Raw genomic sequence first — 1771 nt, forward strand, 5'->3', positions numbered from 1 at the left:
CGCTCGGCCCGCCACCGCAGCCCCCACCCGTCTTCGGTCAGCCCGGCGGCCTGCAGGTGGTGCCGGGCGCGGAGCAGCTTCTTGCCGCCGCGCACCACCCGCACCCGCCCGGCCTCGACGTCGGCCCGCACCCGCGCCAGCCGGTCCTGAAGCACGTGCAGCCGCCGCGCCTTGGCGAACCACTCCCGCCGCGAGCCGTAGCCACCGGGCGCACCCTGGACGCCCCTGGCCCCGAGAGGCTGCGCGAACCGGCGCCTGATCGTGTCGATGCCTGCCTGGAGGCTGTGGAGGTGGGCGAGCTGCCCGCGCCGGGCCAAAGCCCACTGCTCGTGCGTGGCCTTGGTGATGCTGCCCGCCCACCGCGAGGACGACTCCCCCGTCAGCGCCCGCTTGCGCCGCGCCCACTGCGCGCCGTCGTGCTCCAGGCCGGCCGCGCAGCTGGCCTTCAGGTCGCCGGAGGCCAGCGAGCCGAGCAGAGCGCCGACCCGGCGCAGGACTGTTTCGTCCTGCCCGGTCAGGCCCTTGAGGCCGGCGCGGACCGCCACCCCGGACGGGCCGGGCACCACGAACGGCGCCGCCACCTCGCGCAGCCCGCTCATGCCCCACCCCCGCCCGACGCTCGACCAACCCCTCACCGCACCCAACGAGCGTCCCGGTCGAAGGTCACGCATTCGAAACCAGAACCTCTGTCGCCGTCCACGGCCGCACGCCGTCACTGATGCTCACTCATGCACACCAGAGCACGCCCAACCACTGTCGACCGACAGCAGTTCACAGCCCTCACCGACATGACCCCGCTCGGGGCACGCCTGGCGGTCGCCACCCGTTCGCCGCGCGCGGGCGGCTCGGAGGACGTGCGCTTGTCAGCCACCGCCACGCCGTGCCCGCCTTTCCGCCGCCGTGTCCGGCCCCGCACCCCCGGTGCTCGCTCTCGAGCCTGGCACGGGTGCCCGGACGGCGCGCGCCCGAAACCGCGTCCGGGCGTACGGGGACGAGCGGCGGGTGCGGTCGCCCGCTACATGAAGTTGCGGGTGTGCAGCGCCGACAGGGCCGCGGCCTCGTCGTCGGGGAAGCCTAGCCGGGACAGCCGGTGGCGGCGCCCCTCGTCCATCTCCGTCCCCAGCCGCCGCACCGCCTGCCAGCCGCGGGCGATCGCCTCCGGCTCCCACGACCCGGCGGCCAGCAGCACCAGCGCGTCGAACACGTCCCGGTTCAGGCCCGCGGTGTCGGCCAGCACGTCGTGGCGGCGCTCCACGGCGGCCCGCAGCCGGCCGCGCAGCCGCGGGTCCACGCCGGCCCGGTGCTCCAGGTGGCCCAGCCCGAAGGCGACGTGCCGGGCCTCGTCCTGCCGCACCAGACGGCTGATCTGGCGGGTCACGGGATCCGGCGCGTGCCGGTCCAGGAACGTCAGCAGACTGAGGAAGCTGCCCTCCCCGAGAACGGACAGCAGGAACGACGCGATGGAGAAGTCCGGTTCGGCCAGCAGGGTCGCGAGCGACGCCCGGCCGCCCGCCGACGACGTGCCCATCACGCCGCCCTTCAGCAGCGCCCGCCGGGTGAAGACCTCCACGTGCCGGGCCTCGTCGGCGGCCTGCACGGCCAGCAGCTGGAGCACCTCACGGAAGTGCGGGTGCACCTGGACCAGCAGCCGTGCGGGCACGACCAGCGCCGCCTGCTCGTTCTCCACCAGGTACGTCATGACCTGGACGACGGCCGCCTCCACCTCGTCCGGCAGGGTGAACGGCGTCTGCCACGGCACCGCGGTCAGCGG

The 1771-nt window shown here is 75.1% G+C and carries 1 protein-coding gene and 1 pseudogene; both read right to left on the bottom strand.

Features of this window, described 5'->3' with window-relative positions; translation table 11 throughout:
- Nucleotides 1-599: pseudogene (locus RH94_RS18735) on the bottom strand (IS200/IS605 family accessory protein TnpB-related protein); the annotation flags it as partial.
- 416 nt (nucleotides 600-1015) lie between these two features.
- A partial coding sequence (locus RH94_RS18740; protein WP_143204040.1) for a ferritin-like domain-containing protein occupies nucleotides 1016-1771 on the bottom strand: 756 nt, incomplete at its 5' end.

The sequence above is a fragment of the Streptomyces kebangsaanensis genome (assembly GCF_001906585.1).
Taxonomy (GTDB): Bacteria; Actinomycetota; Actinomycetes; order Streptomycetales; family Streptomycetaceae; genus Streptomyces; species Streptomyces kebangsaanensis.